This is a genomic window from Bradyrhizobium sp. YR681 (genome assembly GCF_000282615.1).
Taxonomy (GTDB): Bacteria; Pseudomonadota; Alphaproteobacteria; order Rhizobiales; family Xanthobacteraceae; genus Bradyrhizobium.
The window spans coordinates 1-17,791 of sequence record NZ_AKIY01000189.1 but is presented as its reverse complement, the minus strand read 5'-3'; the positions used below and the strand labels follow the sequence as shown (position 1 = coordinate 17,791).

The window sequence follows — 17,791 nt, the reverse complement described above, 5'->3', positions numbered from 1 at the left end:
TCTGTCAAGCGCGCGGGCGCGGCAGCGCCACCGCGACGATCGCGGCCATTGCCAGCGCCGCGCCCGCGGCGAACCAGATCGCGGCGAGGTTGATCCAGGCATAGGCGAGCGCGCCGGCCGCCGAGCCCGCAACCAGCGCCGCCCACAGCAGGAGGTTCGGCGCCCAGCCCCAACGCGGCCCGCCGGTGAGGCTGACGGCGAGGAGCTGCCCGACCTTGACCAGCGCGCCCGTGACATAGGTGAGGCCAAGCCCGGCGCCGCCGTCGATCTGGAACACGGCATTCTCCAACCCCATCGCGAGCACGATGCCGGCGATCGCGAGGTTCGGCAGGCCATAGGCATGGCAGAGCGCGGCAGCGGCGAGCAGCACGGCTTCGATCAGGAGCAGCCATGGCTGCCGCCCGGCGCCGCCGCCGAGCACGACGAGGCTGCCGACTGCAGCACCGGCGACGAACAGCGCGATGAGACCGAGGGCGCCGGCGGCCTGCCACCATTGGGCCTCCGCAAGGCTGACGCCGAGGCGCGTGGAATTGCCGCTCATGAAGGAGACGAACAAGCCGCCGAGATGCAGGAAGCCGATGCCGTCGACATAGCCCGCGACCATGCTGAGCGCGCAGGCCAGCGCAACATTGCGACCCGAATTGAGCATTCCGATCCACCACCGCCGTGACGCGGCAGTGTCGGTCAAATCAGCCGGCTTGAGAAGTGCGTGCGCTCAGGTCGCGGCCATGTCGTCGGCCGCGGGCTTTGCCGCTCCGCCCTTGATGTCGGCGACTGCGCGCTCGATCGTCTCGCGGTAGCGGGCGCGCGGCGGGGTGACGCCATGGGTCAGCAGCGCACGGCGGACTGCGGGCGAGGCGCCGGTGATGAACAGGCGGATGCCCTGGCGGTGCGCCTTGGCGGCGACGCGGCCGAGCACGTTCGCCGCGGTCGAATCCAAAAACGGCACCGCGGCGAAATCGACCACAAAACCCTTGCGCTTGTCGGCGATGCCGTCGAGCACGCTCCCGATCGCCGAGGCCGCGCCGAAGAAGAACGCGCCCGTGATGCGATAGACCAGCACGTCGCGATCGACCGCGAGCGCGGGATCGTAAGGCACCCGCTCGCCATTGCCGTCGTCGGGACGGTCGGCGGCCACCAGCGGCGTGCGCTCCTCGATGCCCGTCATCTCCGACATGCGATGGATGAACAGCACCGCGCCGAGCGCGAAGCCGACCAGGATGCCCTCGGTCAGATCGCGGAAGATCGTGAGCAGGAAGGTTGCGAGCAGCACGATTGCGTCGCCCCAGGACGAGCGCAAGAGCGTCGCGAATTCGTGTTTCTCGGCCATGGTCCAGGCCACGACGACGAGCACGGCGGCGAGCGCGGCGAGCGGAATGTAGCTCGCGAGCGGCGCCGCGATCAGCATGAACAGCAGCAGGAAAACCGAATGCAGCATGCCAGCGAGCGGGCCGCGCGCGCCGGCGCGGATGTTGGTCGCGGTGCGCGCGATCAGGCCGGTGACGCAGATGCCGCCGAACAGTGCCGAGCCGACATTGGCCGCGCCTTGCGCCACCAGCTCGCAATTGGAGCGGTGCCGGCGCCCGGTCATGCCGTCGGCCACCACCGCGGACAGCAGCGATTCGATCGCGGCGAGCAGGGCGAACGAGATCGCATCCGGCAGCACCGCCTGCGCCTTCGCAAGCGAGAACGAGGGCAGCGCCGGCGAGGGCAATTCGCGGGGAATGCCGCCGAAGCGCGAGCCGATGGTTTCCACCGGTAGCGCGAACACCGCACACACGACGGCCGCGAGCACGACCGCGATCAGGATGCCGGGCCAGGACGGCCGCCAGCGCCGCACAGCGGCGATGATGGCGATGCTGACGACCGCAACCGCAAGTGCAGACAGGTTGACGGTGTGCAGGCCTCCGGCCAGCGCCGCGAGTTTCGGGACGAATTCGCTGGGCTCCTTGCCCGCCAGCGTGATGCCGCCGAGATCGCGCAACTGGCTGGCGAAGATGATCACGGCGATGCCGGCGGTGAAGCCGACCGTCACCGGATAAGGAATGAACTTGATGTAAGTCCCGACGCGCAGGAAGCCGGCGGCGATCAGGAAAAGACCCGCCATCAGGGTGGCGAGGATGACGCCGTCGACGCCGTGGCGATCGGCCGTCGCCGCAACCAGCACGATGAAGGCGCCGGCGGGACCGCCGATCTGGAACCGGCTGCCGCCGAGCAGCGACGCGATGAAGCCGCCAACGACCGCGGTGTAGAGCCCGCGGTCCGGCGTCACGCCCGAGGCGATCGCGATCGCCATCGACAGCGGCAGCGCGACGATCGCGACCGTGAGGCCCGCGAACACGTCGGCGCGGACATCGGCAAGGCCATAACCCTCGCGCCAGACGGTGACGAGCTTCGGCAGATAGAGTTCGGTAAAGGTCGGCTGACGAAGCTGGTGCAGCTTGCCTGCGTGTTCGCCCGTGATGCTCATTTCAGCAAACTGCTCCGCTGCCCACAACGCTCCGATGCATCGTGCGGCCGCGTGCTTCGGCGCGACGGTGCGTTAGTTGAACCTGCTCCCGAGCATGATCATCGCGGGATCACGCTCCCACCCGACGTGGCGGCCCCGGCTCCTTCAGCCGAACGCCGCGTCCGCCGCTGTCGCTGCGCGCCTGTTCGCCGATCAGCTCGACGCCGGCCCGCTCGAACGCCTCGACCACCTTCATCAAGGTTTCGACCACGCCACGAACATTGCCGGTGGAGGCCTCCATCCGCTGGATGGTCGGCAGCGACACGCCGGCAAGCTCGGCCAGGGTTCTCTGGTCGATGCCGAGCAGCGCGCGGGCTGCCCGCATCTGGAACGACGTAATCACCTCGGCCTCACGTATCAGGGATTATAAGTGATGTCTGGAACATAGACAATGATGTAAAATACATCACTCCAAGCCGAGCGCAAGCTCCCTCCTCCGTCATTGCGAGCGTAGCGAAGCAATCCAGGCTGCCTCTGCGGAGGGACTCTGGATTGCTTCGCTACGCTCGCAATGACGGGTGGAGAGGGCATCGCACCCCCTCTCCCGTAAGTACGGAAGAGGGGGTGCAAGAGTGCGCGTGCCTTGCCGCGTTAGCCGCTCACGCCGCGTGCTGATGCGCGGCGATGATCTGGTCGGCGGCGCGGCCGGTGACTTCGGCCATGTGGTCGAACGTGCGGGTGAAGCTGCCGGCACCGGCCGTGGCCGAACGCAGCTCGACGATGAGCTCGCCGATCTCGGCTTCCGGCATCATCGCACGGACGCAGTCCCAGCCGCTCCAGCCGTCGCGGGTGTCGAAGCCGAGGATCTGGCCGCGCCGCGCCGACAGGATCGCGTTGATCTTGGCGGTGGCGTCGGTCGGACAGACGATCTCGACCACGTGGATCGGCTCCAGCAGCACCGACTGACAATGCGGCAGGCCTTCGTTGAGTCCGACCCGCGCCGCCGTGCGGAAGGCGAGGTCGGAGGAATCGACGCTGTGATAGGAGCCGTCGGTCAGCGTCACCTGCACATCGGTGACGGGGAAGCCGAGCGGGCCGCGCGCCAATCCGTCGACGACGCCCTCTTCCACCGCGCCGATATAGTTGCGCGGCACGGCGCCGCCGACCACCTTCTCGGCGAACTTGAACCCCTCGCCGCGCGGCAGCGGCTTGATGTCGAGCACGACGTCGCCGAACTGGCCGTGGCCGCCGGACTGCTTCTTGTGGCGGCCGCGCTGGACGATCGGCTTGCGGATGGTCTCCTGATAGCCGATCGCGGGCGGATGCGAGGCGATCTTGACGCCGAAGCGGTCGCGCAGCCGCTCGCTGGCGACGCGCAGGTGCATCTCGCCCTGTCCCCACAACACGGTGTCGTGGGTCTGGGCGTTCATCACGATGATGAGCGAGGGATCTTCCTCATGCAGCCGCGTCAGCGCCTGGCCGAGCTTGACGTCGTCCTTGCGGTCGGTGGCCGCGACCGAGATCGCGAGCACCGGCGGGGTGGGTTCTGCGGCGGCGAGCGCCGCCGGCGGGGTCTTGCCGCTCGAGACCGTGTCGCCGGTCTTGACGGGATCGAGCTTGGCGAGCGCCACCGTGTCGCCGGCCTCCGCCGCCGCACGCTTGGTGTCGTAGGCGCCATTGACGGCAAGAATGCCGGAGATGCGGCCCGCGCCACCGGAGGAGGATTGCAGGGTCGCGCCGTCCTCGAGATGGCCGGCGAGCAGCCGCGTCAGCGACAGCTTTCCGCCATGCTGCGAATGCAGCGTCTTGAACACGAAGCCGAGTGCGTCCTTAGCGGAGGGTACGCCGAGACGCTTGGCGGTCTCCGCAATACCGGGCGCCTCGTGGCGCAACGCCTTCATCAGACGCAGCACGCCGTTTTCGCGCGCGGCGGCGCCCAGCAGCACCGGGCAGATCAGCCCCTCGCGCAGTTCACGCGCAAGATCGTCGAACACGGCATCGCGCGGCGGCGGGATGTCCTCGAGCAGCTGCTCCATCAGCGCGTCGTCGTGATCGGCGAGCTTCTCCAGCATCGAGAAACGCGCCTCCTTCTCGCGATCGAGATTGCCGCCTTCGAGCGCGACCACCTCGGAGGCCTTGTGCTCGCGATAGATGAAGGCGCGCTCCAGCGCGAGATCGACAAAGCCCTCGATCATCTCGTCCTTCCAGATCGGGATCTGGCGCAGCACCAGCGGCACGCGCGAGGCGGGCTGGAGCGTTGCGAGCGTCTCGCGGATGCGCTTGTTGGCGCGGTCGATCTTGTTGAGGAACAGGAAGCGCGGGATCTTCAGCTCCTCCAGCTCGCGCAGGATGATCTGAAGCTGCGGCAGCTTCTTTTCGTCGGCCTCGCAGACCACGATGGCGGCATCGACCGCAGGCAGCGCGGCGCGCATGTCGTGGGCGAACTCGACGGAACCGGGACAATCCAGAAATGTGTAGCTGTCGCCCATGAAACTCGTGGTGGCGGCGGTGAGGCCGACGGTCATCTTGTGATGACGGGCTTCGGGCGTGGCGTCGCCGACGGAGGTTCCGGCATCGACGCTGCCGGCACGCGGGATCGCGCCCGTTCGTGCCAGGATCGCTTCGAGAAGTGTGGTTTTACCGCTTTGGAAAGGGCCCACCAGCGCAATGCACCGTGGACCTCGGGGACTTCTGACGTCTTGTCCCATTCGCCGCCTCCTTGGTGTGGAGCTCGGCCCATGATTGGGTCGGCAAGAGCAGATGCTCTGCCCGTCCCCGAGATTTGGCAAGCGTCAAACGTCGCTGCGGTGCGTCGTCGGTTGGATCAAGTGTTAACGGCCGGTGTTTCACCTCTCCCCGACCGGGAGAGGTGACCCGACACCTCGCGCGCTGTTAACGGCCCGGACGAAGTTCCAGGCTCTCGAGGCCCGCGGCGACGTTGAGGCCGACCTGCCCCTGCACACTGAGCGGCTGGAGCGCGATCGAATTGTTGGAGCCGCCGACCAGCGCGTTGCCGCCGACACCGACACCGATCGAGGCGCTGCCCTGCGCGCCCGCATAATTGCCGGAGAGGTCGCCGGGGCCGAGCCGGTCGACCGGCGCGAACACGCCCCAGGCCAGCGTGGTCTCCTGGGTGATGCCGATGTCGAGGCCCACTTTCCGGATCGTCGCGACGTAGCGGTCTTCAGGCAGTCCGTCGGCGCGCAGCACGCAGCCGAGATTGGTCACGGAGCCCACGATGAAGCCGACGCTGGCGCCGCCGCGGCATTCGAGTACGCCGACCCGCACCATCCGCGGCTGCTGCGCGCCGCTGCTTGCGACGGAGACAACGAGGCTGGCCGCGGCGAGCCCGGCGAGGATGAACGAACGGCGCATGAAATGTCTCCGGCGATGAATGGGATGCGAGCAGAGAGGGCGCCCTGCAAGCAGGGCGCGACGTTCTATGCCACAAGAGTGATGACGGTGCCAGATCCTCCGTCATTGCGAGCGCAGCGAAGCAATCCAGAGTCTTTGCGCGAAGGGATTCTGGATTGCTTCGCTACGCTCGCAATGACGGGGATAGAGCAGGCGCCTCTTGCCCTGGACAAATCTTCACCTGCCAGAACAAAAAAGGCCCGCACGAAGCGGGCCCTTTCAATTCGCGCTGCCGCGACAGACTTACCGCAGATTGCCGCAGAAGCGCTGGATGCGCTTGCAGGCGTCTTCGAGGTCCGAGGTCTTGGTCGCGTAGGAGATGCGGAATGCCGGGCCAAGGCCGAAGGCCGAACCCTGCACCACGGCGACGCCTTCGGTCTCGAGCAGCTCGGTGACGAAGGTCTCGTCACTGTCGATCACCTTGCCCGACGGCGCGGTCTTGCCGATCGTGCCAGCGCAGGACGGATAGACGTAGAACGCGCCTTCCGGACGCGGGCACTCGATGCCCTTGGCCTGGTTGAGCATGGAGACGACGAGATCGCGGCGCTCCTTGAACACCTTGTTGTTGGCGGGGATGAAGTCCTGCGGACCGTTCAGCGCTTCCACCGCGGCCCACTGCGCAATCGACGACGGGTTCGAGGTCGACTGCGACTGGATCGTCGACATCGCCTTGATGAGCTGGGCAGGGCCACCGGCATAGCCGATGCGCCAGCCGGTCATGCAATAGGCCTTCGACACGCCGTTCACGGTGAGCGTGCGGTCGTAGAGTTTCGGCTCGACCTGCGCGACGGTGGTGAACTGGAAGTCGTCGTAAACGAGATGCTCGTACATGTCGTCGGTCATCACCCAGACATGCGGATGCCTGACCAGCACGTCGGTGAGCGCCTTGAGCTCGGTCTTGGTATAGGCCGCGCCGGTCGGGTTCGACGGCGAGCACAGGATCACCCATTTGGTCTTCGGCGTGATCGCCTTCTCGAGCGCTTCAGCCTGGAGCTTGAAGCCGGTTGCGGCGGGGCAGACCACCGGCACCGGCTCGCCGCCGGCGAGCGCCACCATCTCGGGGTAACTGACCCAGTACGGCGCGGGGATGATCACCTCGTCGCCCGGATTGATGGTCGCCATCAGCGCGTTGTAGAGCACCTGCTTGCCGCCGGTGCCGACGATGATCTGGTTCGGCTTGTAGCTGACGCCGTTCTCGCGCTGAAACTTGCCGATGATGGCTTCCTTCAGTTCGGGAATGCCGTCGACCGCGGTGTACTTGGTCTTGCCGGCCTCGATGGCGTGGATCGCGGCGAGCTTGATGTTGGCGGGCGTGTCGAAATCGGGCTCGCCCGCGCCGAGGCCAATGACGTTGCGGCCCGCCGCTTTCAGCGCGCGTGCTTTATCCGTGACCGCGATGGTCGCGGACGGCTTCACACGGTCGAGCGCAGCAGCAAGAAAGGCCATCGTCGTCTCCTGACAAGCGTCGTGAACCCTTTGGTCGTCACGACTCCGATTGTGGGAATGCCGCACCCTAAAACGTGTGCCGCTGCGCCGCAAGAAACTTCGGCCCGATCTCGAAAAAGTTTACGGATTCTGGGCGTTTTGAGGCGCGATTTTCCGTAATATTCCGCAACTTTGCCGTCAGAATCGCTCATATCCGGCAAGGCTTGTCCTCGGAGCAATTTTGCGCGTTGCGTATCGCCGTGAAGGCAGACGTCATGATGCCCCGTTCACCGGCCAGCGGATGCGACGCCGTCCTTCGGATCGCTGTGCCCGGCCATCACGAAACGCGAGCGCGTGCGCCTCACCAATGCACGACGCAATGCCTCCGTGCGTTGACGCAAGCGTGAACTGAGTTACATGGCCGCACGGAAATGATCTTCCGCGCCGTTGCAGTGCGGTAGGGTTTTCGAGTTTTTCTACCGGCCGGCCCTTGCGGCGGATTCGCATCGGCATCATTGTTTAGCCGCAGCGCGTGGGCAGGACGCGTTGCGCCTTCCTGTCCCTCGGAATCATCCCAAGAATGTACAAGCTCTATTCGATGCAACGCTCGGGCAACAGCTACAAGGTCCGCCTTGCGCTGGCGCTGTTGAACCTGCCCTATGAAGCGATCGAGGTGGACATTCTGCGCGGCGAAAGCAAAACGCCGGACTTTCTGGCCAAGAACCCGTCCGGACAGGTGCCGCTGCTCGAGGTCGGCGACAACCGTTATCTCGCCGAGTCCAACGCCATCCTGTGGTACGTCGCCGTCGGCACGCCGCTCGCGCCGGAAAACCGCATCGACCGCGCCGACGCGCTGCAATGGATGTTCTTCGAGCAGCACGCGCTCGAGCCGAATATCGGCGCGGCCTATTTCTGGCTGTCGCTGGTCAAGGGTGGCCGCGACCTGCAAACCCACGCGCTGGAGGACTGGATGGAGCGCGGCTATGGCGCGCTCCAGGTGATGGAGAATCACCTCAAGACCAATTCCTATTTCGCCGCCCGGCAGCTCACGGTCGCCGACATCGCGCTCTATGGCTACACCCACCTCGCCGACCGCTGCGATTTCGACCTGGCGCCCTTCCCGGCGATCCGGGACTGGCTGAAGCGGGTGGAGGCCGCACCCGGCTTCGTGGCGATGGACTGGCGTCCCGCCGAGGTCGACGACCCCGCCAGCATCGCGGCGGGGGCCTGAAAACGGCCAGCGCGTTAAGAAATAACGGGCATATCGTTAACCTTTGCCGTAATCCTGCCATTTTCGCTGAAGAGCCGCCGCAATATTGCCGATTGAAACTGTGAAATTGCAGGACGTCGCGGGTGATTCGCCCGCACGTTGAAGGATTTAGACCATGATTCGGGCGTCCGGCACGGCAGGCTTTCAGAGCCGTCCCGATACCGTCGCATCTTCCCGGTTGACCCACGCGGTGGCGGCCTCGCTCGCCGTCGCGGCGCTGTCGCTGTGTCTGATCGTCACCCTGACGGTGCTGTCGACCAAGGCGACCATGGCGATGGGCCTGCCGGTCTGATCCCCGTTTCATCCTCGACGAGCCTTCACGGCGCCAGGAGACTTTCGATCTGGCCCGCGCCGACCGGTATCGCGACAGGATTTCGATGAAATCACCTGTGGTCGTCGTTGCAATCACCCTGACCGCGGCCATCCTGGTCGCGGCATCGCTGTTGATCTTCACCGGCATGCGCAAGAGCTCGGGCACCTCGACGCTGAATGCGCCCGCGTTCCAGCAACGCGTCAGGCACGTGCACCTGGTGTAGATTCTTGTTTTGACGCGCTTTCCCTACGCGAACCGGCACCCTACTTCGTTCGAAAACGCTCTAAATCCTCCGAAAGCTTTGCGCGCCGGCGCAAGCCGCCTTTAAGCGCGCCGCACGATTTCGCACTGCGCCATCGCAACAATCAGTCAGTGTTGCGGCCTTAACTCGTTCGGGGAGGAACGAGACAGGCCCATGCGGTTCGGATGGCGTGCGATCTCCGGTCCCGTGCTGACGGTGGCGATGACGCTGCTGGCGATCCTGCTCGATCGCTCCGTCCACATTCCCTCGCCCGCACCGCTGCTCGTCTGCATCGTGGCGCTTTCAGGCGCGCTGTCGGGTTTCGCCTCCGCCGTGACCAGTGCGGCGCTCGCGGTCGCCGGCGCGGCGCTGTTCTTCGCCGGCCATCGCACCCTCCATGCCAGCGCGGATCTGGTCGGCCTGCTCGCGGTGACGGCCTTCGGCACCGCGGGCATCACCGGCCTGATGCGCGAGCGGCTGCTCGCCGCCTTCGCCACCGAGCGCCAGAGCCACGCCATTGCCGCACGGCTGTCGGCCGCGCTCGACCAGGTCGATATCGGCATCGTATTGCTCGATGCCGAAACGCGCGCCGAGTTCATCAACCGCGCCTTCCGCGATTACTTTGCGCTGCCGGACGAGATCGCCGACGGCAAGCCGCCCTTCATCGCGCTGATGTATCACGGCCGCGACACGGGCGCGTTCGAGCTGCCGGAGGACGAGCTCGGCACTTTCATCGCGCTGCGCATGGAGATGGTGCGGATCGGCGACGCCACGCCGATCAACATCAATTTGCGCAACGGCGAGGTGCTGCGTTTCGTCTGCGCCGCGCTGCCCGACGGCGGGCGCATGCTGAGCTACACGCCCGTGACCGATCTCGTGCGCCACACCGACGCGCCGGCGCGCGCCGACTACTATCGCTCGCTGCGCGATCCCGCGAACCGCAGGCTGATCCGGTATCTGCGCGTCGCGGAGTGATGCAACGCCGCGATTGATCGCCATGCCCTTCATCACGTATGAAGGTCACTTCATCGCTCGCGGAATTCCAGGATGTCACTCACCATTCGCCCCGTCACGCGGCAGGATTACGATCAATGGCTGCCGCTATGGGACGGCTACAACGCCTTCTACGGCCGCTCCGGCCCGACCGCGCTCGCGCCGGAAATCACGGCCGTGACATGGCGGCGTTTCTTCGACGCCTATGAGCCGGTGCACGGCCTGGTCGCGGAGAGCGACGGCAAGCTTCTCGGCATGACAAACTATCTGTTCCATCGCAGCACCACCGCGATCGAGCCGTCCTGCTATTTGCAGGATCTGTTCACGCTGGAGGGCGCGCGGGGCAAGGGCGTCGCCTCGGCGCTGATCCATGGCGTGTACGAGCGGGCGAAACTGGCGGGATCGCCGCGGGTCTACTGGCAGACGCACGAGACCAACGTCACGGCGCAGCGCCTGTACGACAAGGTCGCGGAACGCTCCGGATTCATCGTCTATCGCAAGCTGTTCTGATCCGCCGACGCAGCCTGTGGATAAGTCCGCCTGTCACCCGCGCGTTACATAGCGGGACTAGGCTCCACCTGCGTCTGATCAGGCCCCCCGTCACCGATCAAGCGCCCCAAAGCGGTCCCCGTCAGTCGCCGCGTCTGACTGGGGCCGCATTTTTTTGACGTCAGTTCCCGACGGCATGGCAGCACCGCAAGGCGGCGCCTTGCCGCTGGCGGGCACCGCGGCCACAATGGGCTGCTTTCTCCTGACAGGACCTCCCATGGAAATTCGTAATCTCGGCGCCTCCGGCCTTCGCGTGTCTGCGGTCGGGCTCGGCTGCAACAATTTCGGCCAGCGCATCGATCTCGAGGCCTCGCGCAAAGTGATCCATCGCGCGCTCGACCTCGGCATCACGCTGTTCGACACCGCCGACATCTATTCGGCCATGGGCGGCTCGGAAACCGTGCTCGGCGCGGTGCTGGGCGATCGCCGCAAGGACATCGTGCTGGCGACGAAATATTCCAAGCCGATGGCGGAGGACGGAACCAAGCAGGGCGCCTCGCGGCGCTACATCATGGCGGCGGTGGAAGCGAGCCTGAAGCGGCTGAAGACCGATTACATCGATCTCTACCAGCAGCACGATTACGACCCGCTGACGCCGATCGAGGAGAGCCTGCGCGCGCTGGACGATCTCGTTCGCCAGGGCAAGGTCCGCTACATCGGCAATTCGAACTTTCCGGCCTGGCGCATCGCGGAAGCCGAGTACGTCGCGCGCGCGATGAATGTCACGCGCTTCGTTTCATGCCAGGACGAATATTCGCTGGTGGTGCGCGACATCGAGAAGGACCTGCTGCCGGCGGCGCAGGAATACAAGCTCGGCCTGTTGCCGTTCTTCCCGCTCGCCAGCGGCCTTCTGACCGGCAAGTACAAGAAGGGCGAAGCCGCACCCGGCGACACCCGCTTCGGCCAGACTCCGCGGCTGCGCGATCGCTATGTCACGCCGCGCAACGAGGCCATCGTCGAGAAACTCCAGGCCTTTGCGACGGCGCGTGGGCACTCGATGCTCGAGCTCGCCTTCTCCTGGCTCGCCGCGCGCCCGCAGGTCTCGAGCGTGATCGCCGGCGCCACCCGCGCCGAGCAGATCGAGCAGAACGTGAAGGCGATCGCGTGGAAGCTCAGCGCCGAGGAGATGGCGGAGATCGACAAGATCACGCAGGGCTGATCTTTATAGCGCGGCGCTACTTCGCGCCGCGCGCCACAGTCTGCATCACCTCGAAGCCCTCGAACTGGGGATGGCCGAGATAAAGCGGCTTGTTGTCGCCGGCCCGCGCATGCGCCGCACGAAATGCCTCCGACTTGGTCCAGGCCTCGAACGCGGCGTGGTTCGCCCACACCGTGTGCGAGGCGTACAGCGTATGGTCCTCCGCTTCCGGCCCGCGCAGCAGATGGAATTCGACGAAGCCCGGCACCCCATCAAGAAAGGTATCGCGCGAGAGCCAGACCTGCTCGAAGGCGGCCTCGGAGCCCTTGGTGACGCGGAAGCGGTTCATGGCGATGTACATAGGTGGTCTCCTGATGTCCGGCCCATCATGTCGTCATTCCGGGACGCGCCGCAAGGCGCGGGCCCGGAATCCATAACCTCCATCGGGCGTATGGATTCCGGCTCGCGCTATACGCGCCCCGGAATGACGGCGTTTGTGGATCAGGCAATCAATCCCTTCATCGGCCGTGCGCTTGCGCTGTCCGGAAACACCGTCTCAGCCAGCACGCGATCGGACAGGCCGAACTGGCCTTGCAGCACGCCCTTGATCACCGAGCGCAAGTCCGTCGTCGGCTTGAGGTCGCGGCCCTCATGGAGGTTGGCGAGCTTGAGGCCGGGCCAGTCGGAGATGACGCGGCCACCCTTCACCGCGCCGCCGGCGAGCAGCGCGATGGTGCCGGTGCCGTGATCGGTGCCGTCGGTGCCGTTGATGCGCGCGGTGCGGCCGAATTCGGTGGCGACGACGACGACGGTGTCGCGCCAGCGATCGCCAAGGCCGCTTTCAAATTCGGCGAGCGCGCCGTCGAGCCCGCCGAGCAGGAAGGCGAGGCGCCCGACCGGGCCGCCTTCATTGGCATGCGTGTCCCAGCCGTCGAAGGCGAGCGCGGCGATGCGCGGCCCGTCATCGGCCGCCATCAGCTTTGCGGCGCCACGCGCGACCTGGCGCATCTGCGCGACCTGATTGCCGCCCTTCGGCTTCATGTCGTCACCGCTCGCGACCTTGTCGAGCTGGAGACCCTGCGACAAGGCCGAGGCCAGCGCGGGATCGCGGTGACGATAGAGATCGACCAGCCTCATCGCGGTGTCGTCGTCGGCCTGCGGCAGCGCGACCGGCGCCCAGCCGACGGTCGGCGCATTGCCGCGCAGCACCAGCGGCGTGGTCGGGCCGACCGCAAGTCCGCTCGACACGCGCTCGCCGCGCGGCAGCGCGTCGAGCGCGCGGTTGAGCCAGCCGGACTGCACGCGGCCGGGACCGGCATAGCCGCTTTCGAGCACGTCCTGGCCGTCGAAATGGGAGCGATCGCGATAGGGCGTCGCCACCGCGTGGATCACCGCCGCATGCATGTCGCGGTACATCCGCGCAAATTCCGGCATCGCCGGATGCAGCGCGAAGAAGCTGTCGAGCATGATCGCGGGATGGGCGCCGTCCGCCGTGAGCGCGATCGAGCCGTGCAGGCCGGCATAATCGGGGTCGCCGACCGGCGCGACGGTTGAGAGCCCGTCGAGCGCGCCGCGCAGGATCACCACGATCAAGCGCGGATCGCGCCCGTCGGCCGCGCGGGCGAATTTCGGCAGATAGGCCCAGGCCGCGAAGGAGGCGCCGCCGAGCAGCAGGCCGCGGCGCGAGGTGAGGAGGCGGTTCTCGACGCAGTCGATCATCTTCATCTCCTCTGCATTTCCGGCGACATCAGCAGCAGCGCCAGCGCCTGCTGGCGCGATTCCGCGCGCTCGATGGTTTTGCGCGTTTCGATCGACGCTGCGTCGGCGGCAGCGAATTCGAGCAAGTCGAGCGGATCGATGTTGGGCCCAAGCCGCGCGCCCATCTGCGCGGCGATGTCGAGCCGCAGCTTCATGCCCTCAGGCGCGGCCCATGCAGCGCTGGTATCCGGAAATCCGTTGGGACCGGCTGGCGACCACAGCGGCTGACCGAGCAAATTGAGATTGTTCAGATAGCCGCCCGGATCCTCCGGCACGCGCGCGAGCAGCCGACCGCTCGCGACCACGAAGTCGTAAGGCGAGCGCATCTTGGTCAGCGGCGCTTTCCACGCCTCGTCGGAATCGACCAGCGCGGTCGCCAGTGCCTTGAGATCGCCGTCGGTCTTGACGAACACATCCCGCAACCGCGCCACGAGCACCGGCGGCGGATCGTCGGCGACGAAATGGCGGACCAGCTTGGTCGCGATGAAATTCGCGGTCGCGGGATGGCGCGCGATGTCGGCGAGCGCCGCCTCGCCCTGCGCGAGGCCGGCCGACTCATAGGTCTTGCCGAGCAGCATTTGGGGGCCGGGCTGGTGCGCGTTGGCGTTGAACGCGAAGGAGCCGGGCGCCCCTAACCCGCCTTGCCGTCCGGCGAAGGTCCAGCCGGTGATGATGCGCGCGAGCGAGGTGACGTCCTCCTGGGTATAGCCGCCGCCGACGCCGAGCGTGTGCAGCTCCATGATCTCACGCGCGAGATTTTCGTTCAGCCCGCGCTTGCGGTTCTGCCCCGCACGCGAGTCAGGCCCGAGCGATTGCTGGTTGTCGAGGAAGTACAGCATCGCCGGATGCTGCTCGACGGCCTTCAGCATGTCGGCGAAGCGGCCGAGCACATGCGGTCGGATCGCCTCGCGCTCGAACGCGCCGGCCCAGATCCGCGCCAGCTCGCCCTTGGTTGCGGAGATGCAGAAATGGTTGGACCAGAACACGACCAGACGTTCGGTGAAGCCGCACTCGACCAGCGTCGCGCGCTGCAAGCGCGCCAGCGCCTCGGCGCGAAAGGTTTTCTGGATCACGTTGAGCGGCTGCGGCGCCGGTTTTGCGGGCGGCGGTGCAGCAGCGTTGGGCTGCATGGTCTCGGGTTTCGCTGCACTGTTGGCCGGCTTGGCATCGGTCATCTGGCCAGCGATCTCGGTCGCGACCGTGTTCAGCGAGAGATTGCGGCGCGGCCCGGGTTTCTGGTCGGCCGGCGCCTGCGGTGCTTCAGGCGGCGTGCCGGCCTTCGCAGTTTCCTTGGCGGCGGCCTCGCGCGCCTGCTTGACCTCGTCTTGATAGGCGAACACGGCCTGGCCGAGCTGCGGCGTCGATTGCAGCCCCGGCGCCTCCAGCAGCACGCCGTTGGGGCGGGCAAGTTCCGCCTTCACGAAGCCTCTGGGATCGGAGGCCGCATTGATCAGATCGCCGGAGGCCCCGCCGCGCGCCCCGAAGCCGAACCGGTTGAGCGCGACGAGCGCGGCTTGCGAATCGCGGGCCATCGATTTGTCCTTCGCGGATTGCCAGCCGCTTTCCTGATCCGTGCGCGGCGCATAATATACCGTGGTGAGAGATGAACCCGACATGAAAATGACCGCACAGCTTTTGCGCAAATCATGACAAATCAGCAAGAATCCCCAACGCCGGAACCGCGCCGCCTTGCCTGTTCCCGCTGCGGCACCGAGTTCGGCTGCGATCTGTCAGGTGCTTGCTGGTGCGCGGAGGAAACGGCAAAGCTGCCGATGCCGGTGAAGGGCGAGGATTGCCTGTGCCGGGAGTGTTTGAGGAAGGCAGCGGCGGAAGCGCGTAGCCCGGATGGCGCGCAAGCGTAATCCGGGAATCGTTCCGTTGGCAGCGGCCCCGGATTTCGCTTCGCTCCATCCGGGCTACGAAGAAAGCTACACCGCGTGTCCCGGCGATTTCCGCGCCATGCCGTCGAACGCATCGAGCAGCTTTTCGCGCCACGCGTAGATCGGATCATCGCTCTCCAGCAGCTTGAACGGGCTCACCACCCGCGCCCATTGAAAGCCTCCGAACACGATGTAGTCGGCGTAGTTCGGCGCGTCGCCGCCGATATAGGGCTGCTTCTTCAGTGTCTGCCGCATCACCTCCAGCGACTTGCGGAATGCGATCACGCCGGTGTCGCGGCTCGCCATGATGTCTTCGAGGCTCTTGCCACCAAACCGCGCCTCGCGCGACTTTCGGAAATAGGCGGCATCGACTTCGGCGAGGTTCTTCGGGATGTCGGCAATGATCAGGGGAAAAATGCCGCCGACGATGGCGATGTCGCCCCAGGCGTTGATCATGCGCGCCATGGCGCGGCGGCCCTCGCCGCCGAACAGCGACGGGCTGTCAGGAAAATTGTCTTCGAGATGGTTCGCGATCGTCCAGGAATCGACCACGGGCTCGTCGTGATGCAGCAGCACCGGGACCTTCTCCGAGCCGTGCGGCGCGATTGCGCTCTTCTCGGTGAAGCGCCAGGGCAGCGATTCCGCCGACAGGCCCTTGTGCGCCAGCGCCATCCGCGTGCGCCAGCAAAACGGGCTGAACGGGCGAGCGGCGTCGGTGCCGACGAGTTCGTAGAGTTTGAGCGACATGGACAGGCTACTCCCGCCAGACCCTCATCCTGAGGAGCGCGGAACGCGCGTCTCGAAGGATGAAGGCCCGATCTCGGCCTCGCCCTTCAAGACGCGCGCAAGATGCGCGCTCCTCAGGGTGAGGGTCTCCCATTCTGGATTGCTTCGCTTGCGCTCGCAATGACGGTGTGGAGACGGACGTGCGTATCACCGCCCGTTGGTTCGTAAAAACCTTGCGCCGCCCTCCGTCACCGCGATCACCAGCCCGAGGCCGGGCAGCGTCTCGCGGGCGACGTAGCCGCGCTCGGCGGCGTCTTCCCAGATGGTGAGGCGCGGGCACGAGGTCTTCCAGGTCGCGATCACCTCGGCATAAGCGCGCGGCTCGCGCGCGACCCATTCGACGAAGTCCAGCACCAGCGGATCGGCAATCTCGCTCATGGCAATCCTCCCTTGTCGAAGGCGGCCGCGACGTCCGTACGAACCAGCAGCCAGCCGCCATAGAGGATGTAGTAGCAGGCGATGGTGGTGATCAGCTTGTTGGACCAGGCCACGAATTGCTGGTCGGTCATGGCTTCGAGGATGCGCCGCGCCAGCGTGGTGCCGAGCATCGAGGCTGCGATCGCGACGCCGGCGAGCACGGGATCGAGGCTCGCGGCCTGGTCGATGATGCCGCCAAAATAGATCAGCTTGGTGAAATGGCTGACGAGCTGGCACATCGCCTTGGTCGCGACCTTCTCGCGCCGGCCGAAATCGCCGCCGAGGAAGAAGGTATCGAGCAGCGGGCCCGACACGCCGGTCATCAGCATCAGGCCCATGCAGATCGTGCCGTAGACCGTGCCCTGCCAGAGACGGTCGGGATCGGGCTTGATATTCGCAGGCAACAGCCGCGCCATGAACGGGGTGACGCCGAGCAGCAGCAGCGCCATCGGCTTGTCAGGCACGTAGCGGGTGAGCGACCAGGCCGCGAGCGCGACGGCAGCGCCGACCATGTAGTTCGCGACCGGCCGCCAGCGGATATGCGCCCGCCACAGGAACGCGCGCCAGCCGTTCGAGGCCATCTGCGTGATCGCATGCAGCACCATCGCCGTCGGCAGCGGCATCAGGGCCAGCAGCACCCCGATCAGGATCAGCCCGCCCGCCATGCCGAACAGCCCCGACAGGAACGCGGTGCCGACCATCAGCAATCCAAGGGCAGCGATCATGATGGATGTCACGGGGTTCTCCTGAAGGCGAGTAAGGGACGCAAGCTGTTCGTCTCCCTCGCCCCGCTTGCGGGGAGAGGGTGGGGTGAGGGGGACTCTCCGCAAGGGGAGGTGGCAGTTGGACTCGCGGAGAGTCCCCCTCACCCGGAATCCAAGCGTTGCTTGGATTCCGGCCTCTCCCCGCAAGCGGGGAGAGGCGAAGGGCAGCCTCTCCGCCTCGGCAAATCAGCATGAATTACGCCGATATTTCTGCCTCGCTTGCCCTGGCTTCGCAAACTGAGTTATCTTGGCCTTGCATCAGCTTTCCTGAGGGTGGATCATTTGCGGCGGCTGCTGTTTCTCAACGGCATCAAGGCATTCGAGGCGGCGGCGCGGACCGGCAGCTTTGCCGCGGCCGGGCTCGAGCTGAACGTGTCGGCGGCCGCCGTCAGCC

The 17,791-nt window shown here is 66.2% G+C and carries 20 protein-coding genes; 8 read left to right on the top strand and 12 right to left on the bottom strand.

All coding sequences use genetic code 11. The features are described 5' to 3' along the window. Window positions 1-4: 4 nt before the first annotated feature. From PMI42_RS15805 to PMI42_RS15780, 6 genes are all read right to left on the bottom strand, one after another. A complete protein-coding gene (locus tag PMI42_RS15805) occupies window positions 5-649 on the bottom strand; it encodes a YoaK family protein (protein WP_008135797.1) in 645 nt (214 codons plus the stop codon). Between the two features lie 66 nt (window positions 650-715). Further along, window positions 716-2,470, bottom strand: coding sequence for a SulP family inorganic anion transporter (locus tag PMI42_RS15800; RefSeq protein ID WP_008135795.1), 1,755 nt, complete (start codon window positions 2,468-2,470; stop codon window positions 716-718). 109 nt (window positions 2,471-2,579) lie between these two features. Further along, on the bottom strand, window positions 2,580-2,852 hold the full coding sequence (locus PMI42_RS15795) for a helix-turn-helix domain-containing protein (protein ID WP_008135793.1): 273 nt from the start codon (window positions 2,850-2,852) through the stop codon (window positions 2,580-2,582). A 256-nt stretch (window positions 2,853-3,108) separates the two neighbouring features. After that, window positions 3,109-5,157 (bottom strand): elongation factor G, encoded by a 2,049-nt coding sequence (locus tag PMI42_RS15790; RefSeq protein WP_008135791.1) that lies wholly within the window; start codon window positions 5,155-5,157, stop codon window positions 3,109-3,111. Between the two features lie 184 nt (window positions 5,158-5,341). Further along, window positions 5,342-5,824, bottom strand: coding sequence for a DUF992 domain-containing protein (locus PMI42_RS15785; RefSeq protein WP_008135789.1), 483 nt, complete (start codon window positions 5,822-5,824; stop codon window positions 5,342-5,344). Window positions 5,825-6,106: 282 nt separating this feature from the next. Continuing rightward, complete coding sequence (locus PMI42_RS15780; protein WP_008135787.1) at window positions 6,107-7,309, bottom strand: pyridoxal phosphate-dependent aminotransferase; 1,203 nt, start codon at window positions 7,307-7,309, stop codon at window positions 6,107-6,109. A gap of 559 nt (window positions 7,310-7,868) precedes the next feature. Here PMI42_RS15780 and PMI42_RS15775 point away from each other — a divergent pair. From PMI42_RS15775 to PMI42_RS15760, 6 genes are all read left to right on the top strand, one after another. Further along, complete coding sequence (locus PMI42_RS15775; RefSeq protein ID WP_008135785.1) at window positions 7,869-8,519, top strand: glutathione S-transferase family protein; 651 nt, start codon at window positions 7,869-7,871, stop codon at window positions 8,517-8,519. 154 nt (window positions 8,520-8,673) lie between these two features. Beyond that, on the top strand, window positions 8,674-8,850 hold the full coding sequence (locus PMI42_RS40055) for a hypothetical protein (protein WP_008135782.1): 177 nt from the start codon (window positions 8,674-8,676) through the stop codon (window positions 8,848-8,850). An 85-nt stretch (window positions 8,851-8,935) separates the two neighbouring features. Then, window positions 8,936-9,094 carry a hypothetical protein gene (locus tag PMI42_RS40050; RefSeq protein WP_008135780.1) on the top strand — a complete coding sequence of 53 codons (159 nt, stop codon included), beginning with the start codon at window positions 8,936-8,938 and terminating at the stop codon, window positions 9,092-9,094. Window positions 9,095-9,286: 192 nt separating this feature from the next. Beyond that, window positions 9,287-10,087, top strand: a complete 801-nt coding sequence (locus tag PMI42_RS15770; RefSeq protein ID WP_008135778.1) for a PAS-domain containing protein — start codon at window positions 9,287-9,289, stop codon at window positions 10,085-10,087. 72 nt (window positions 10,088-10,159) lie between these two features. Next, entirely contained in the window at window positions 10,160-10,615 is a 456-nt protein-coding gene (locus PMI42_RS15765; RefSeq protein WP_008135776.1) for a GNAT family N-acetyltransferase, read from the top strand. Between the two features lie 256 nt (window positions 10,616-10,871). Beyond that, window positions 10,872-11,813, top strand: coding sequence for an aldo/keto reductase (locus PMI42_RS15760; protein WP_008135775.1), 942 nt, complete (start codon window positions 10,872-10,874; stop codon window positions 11,811-11,813). A gap of 16 nt (window positions 11,814-11,829) precedes the next feature. Here the strand turns inward: PMI42_RS15760 and hmuQ are convergent, their stop codons facing one another. From hmuQ to PMI42_RS15745, 3 genes are all read right to left on the bottom strand, one after another. Beyond that, on the bottom strand, window positions 11,830-12,153 hold the full coding sequence (hmuQ, locus tag PMI42_RS15755; RefSeq protein WP_008135774.1) for a heme-degrading protein HmuQ: 324 nt from the start codon (window positions 12,151-12,153) through the stop codon (window positions 11,830-11,832). Between the two features lie 140 nt (window positions 12,154-12,293). Beyond that, entirely contained in the window at window positions 12,294-13,511 is a 1,218-nt protein-coding gene (locus tag PMI42_RS15750; protein WP_008135773.1) for a DUF1501 domain-containing protein, read from the bottom strand. 2 nt (window positions 13,512-13,513) lie between these two features. Next, on the bottom strand, window positions 13,514-15,082 hold the full coding sequence (locus tag PMI42_RS15745) for a DUF1800 domain-containing protein (protein ID WP_008135772.1): 1,569 nt from the start codon (window positions 15,080-15,082) through the stop codon (window positions 13,514-13,516). Window positions 15,083-15,196: 114 nt separating this feature from the next. Here PMI42_RS15745 and PMI42_RS40480 point away from each other — a divergent pair, with 114 nt between their 5' ends. Then, entirely contained in the window at window positions 15,197-15,412 is a 216-nt protein-coding gene (locus PMI42_RS40480; protein WP_081502921.1) for a cysteine-rich CWC family protein, read from the top strand. Between the two features lie 66 nt (window positions 15,413-15,478). Here PMI42_RS40480 and PMI42_RS15740 read toward each other — a convergent pair whose 3' ends face one another. The 3 genes from PMI42_RS15740 to PMI42_RS15730 form a co-directional block, all read right to left on the bottom strand. Continuing rightward, window positions 15,479-16,177: a glutathione S-transferase family protein gene (locus PMI42_RS15740; RefSeq protein ID WP_008135771.1), complete on the bottom strand. Its 699-nt coding sequence runs from the start codon at window positions 16,175-16,177 to the stop codon at window positions 15,479-15,481. 186 nt (window positions 16,178-16,363) lie between these two features. Continuing rightward, window positions 16,364-16,594 (bottom strand): hypothetical protein, encoded by a 231-nt coding sequence (locus PMI42_RS15735; protein WP_008135769.1) that lies wholly within the window; start codon window positions 16,592-16,594, stop codon window positions 16,364-16,366. After that, on the bottom strand, window positions 16,591-17,370 hold the full coding sequence (locus tag PMI42_RS15730; protein ID WP_008135767.1) for a sulfite exporter TauE/SafE family protein: 780 nt from the start codon (window positions 17,368-17,370) through the stop codon (window positions 16,591-16,593). The genes PMI42_RS15735 and PMI42_RS15730 overlap by 4 nt, the downstream gene beginning before the upstream one ends. A 309-nt stretch (window positions 17,371-17,679) precedes the next feature. On the opposite strand from PMI42_RS15730, the gene PMI42_RS40475 reads away from it, so the two are divergent. Further along, window positions 17,680-17,791 (top strand): LysR family transcriptional regulator (locus PMI42_RS40475; protein ID WP_008135765.1); only part of this gene is annotated, 112 nt, incomplete at its 3' end.